The following is a 2553-nucleotide window of genomic DNA, read 5'->3' on the forward strand; positions in this document are numbered from 1 at the left end:
AGATATATCTCAGCCTGCTGGCAACGATCGTAGATCTTTACCCCACCCCAGCCCTCCCCTTTATAAGGGGAGGGCTGGGGTGGGGTAAAGATCTACGATCGTTGCCAGCAGGCTGAGATATATCTAAACCTCCTGGCTCGATCGTGTGGGGATAAATTAGACGCCGACGGGGGCTTTGCTTTGTAGATCGGGACGCGCACCGTTAGCAGCTAGAGCTTCGCCTTCAATAAAGGAGCGTAGCATCCAAGCCATTTCTTCGTGCTGTTCCATCAATCCAGTCAAGAAGTCGGCGGTACCTTCGTCATGATATTCTTCGCTGCAACTATCGATGTGCTCGCGCATGTTACGCACGATTTGCTCGTGATCTTCGACTAAAGCAGCTACCATGCCAGTTGCCATGGGGATGTTGCCAGGATGTTCGCCTAGAGATGCGTATTCTAGGAATCCTTTCATGGTACCGACGGGGTAACCACCGAGCGCGCGAATCCGTTCGGCGATCGCATCGATATTGGTGGAAATAGCTTCGTATTGTTTATCCCAAAGTTCGTGAAGGGAGATAAACTGAGGGCCAACTACGTCCCAATGGAATTTTTTAGTTTTGACTACTAGAAGATAAGAATCTGCCAAATTATGATTGAGTAAATCGATTACCCCTACGCGTTGCTCGTCAGTTAAGCCAATATTAATCGGACGCATGTTTTTTGTCTCCAAGTATATTTATTTCGTGAGTCTAGAAGGCACATTCATCAGTACAACAGCAAATTTGTTGTTCGATCGCGTGCCAGAAGCTACAATGTTCGATCTGGTTTGGCCTTGTAAATAAATTCAAGGCACAGAAGAACTTTTGCTGCTATTTTCCAAAGAAGTTTTTAACCTTGTCGGCAATGTTATCAGCGTTATTTTCAGCCCGATCTTGGTTGCGATCGACTGCATCTTTGGTATAGTTCAAGCCATGGTTGACCTTATCTGTAACTTCTCCAGGCCGATCTTGGATTGGTGTTTGTGCCTTACCGATTTCTTCCTTAACGGAGTCTTTTATTTGTGATGCTTTGTCGGCTACTTGCTCGGAAACACGATCGTTACTAGTACCTAGTAATGGAGCAGCAACTGCAACATCGACGCCGAGGATGACACCTTGCCAAACCATAGTAAGTAGCAATAACCCACCGATTAATTTTGTGAATTGTTGCTGGATATTACTAACTAAACGATCGATCTTGAAGTTCATGGCGTTGAATTCATCTGTGGGTTTCACCCTCTAGTTATACTAAGGATTAAGCCATCGATATATCACTCAACAGACGGATTTGCAACTTTTAAGAGATCGCCAAAATCTCTGTCGATCGACAGAGGGGTCACGTCAATTCTCTAAATTAAGGATCTAAATTCCCAGTGGAGTAGATGAGTGGATGAGTGGATGGGTGGATGGGTGGATGGGTGATAATTGGATGGTTAGAGAGTAACGACAACCTCATCCTGTTAAACTTTTAATCCTTAAACCCCGATCTTTGCTTATTCTTCACGCTGGCGTTGGCGGACGTATCCAGCGATGCCACGTTGAGAATGTTTGATAAAATCACAGATTTCTTTTACTAAATCTGCATCGAATTCAGTTTCTAATTTTGCCAAAGCTTCAGGAATGAGTAAATTCGATTGATACAAGATTCTAAAAGCACGTTTGAGTGTCAATCTTTCTTCAGATGTCAATCCCGCTCGCCGCAAACCAACTGTATTCAAGCCCATCACTTTATTGAGCGTGGTGCTGCGCGTCATGCAAAAGGGGGGAATATCTTTCTGAGCGGCTGAACCGCCAGCCATCATTACCAATCTGCCAATTCTGACAAATTGATGTACCAGACAATTACCGCTGATAAAAGCGCGATCGCCAACTTCTACATATCCAGCCAAAAGTGCCCCGTTGGCGACGATAATATCATTACCGAGTTGGACGTTATGCGCTAGGTGACTGTTGGCCATTAGGAGGCAATTATTGCCTACTTGAGTAACCGATCCGGCTTTAGTTCCACGATGGATCGTTACGCCTTCTCTGATGCTGCAATTATTGCCGATGTTGACATAACTCGGCTCGTCTTTAAATGCCAAATCTTGAGGTGTATCGCCGATTGTGACATTACTATGAATGTGACAATTTTGCCCGATCGAGGTGTAGGGTAGAAGCGTAACGTGGGCGTCTAAAGTACAATTATCCCCAATTTCGACATCGTGTCGAATGTAGCAAAATGGACCGATCGAGACATTAGTACCGATTTTAGCTCCAGGTTCGATCGCTGATGTGGAATGGATCTGCATGGATGGGGATGAGAGCGTATTGCAGCAAATATTATACCTGACTGGCGCACCATAGGGGTGGATGGGTAGATTAGTAGTCGAACAACGATCGGATCGCACCTCAGATCGGTACCATCATCCCCTCCGCCAGCGGCAAACTTTAATCGCGATCGATGCTGCTTTGCATTTGTTTGGAGGCGCGATAAGCGTCTGCCATTCTGCCAAAGTTGATTTTAAATTCTTGCCACCCTAGCAGACTACCTT

3 protein-coding genes are annotated in these 2553 nt (G+C 45.4%); all 3 read right to left on the minus strand.

The window, feature by feature from the left end; translation table 11 throughout:
• Positions 1 to 156: 156 nt before the first annotated feature.
• Positions 157 to 696 carry a Dps family protein gene (locus tag C7B77_RS28010; RefSeq protein ID WP_106312794.1) on the minus strand — a complete coding sequence of 180 codons (540 nt, stop codon included), beginning with the start codon at positions 694 to 696 and terminating at the stop codon, positions 157 to 159.
• A gap of 154 nt (positions 697 to 850) precedes the next feature.
• A complete protein-coding gene (locus C7B77_RS28015; RefSeq protein ID WP_106312797.1) occupies positions 851 to 1255 on the minus strand; it encodes a hypothetical protein in 405 nt (134 codons plus the stop codon).
• A gap of 257 nt (positions 1256 to 1512) precedes the next feature.
• Positions 1513 to 2310, minus strand: a complete 798-nt coding sequence (lpxA, locus tag C7B77_RS28020; RefSeq protein WP_106312800.1) for an acyl-ACP--UDP-N-acetylglucosamine O-acyltransferase — start codon at positions 2308 to 2310, stop codon at positions 1513 to 1515.
• Positions 2311 to 2553: the final 243 nt, after the last annotated feature.

It is taken from the genome of Chamaesiphon polymorphus CCALA 037 (assembly GCF_003003845.1).
Classification (GTDB): Bacteria; Cyanobacteriota; Cyanobacteriia; order Cyanobacteriales; family Chamaesiphonaceae; genus Chamaesiphon; species Chamaesiphon polymorphus.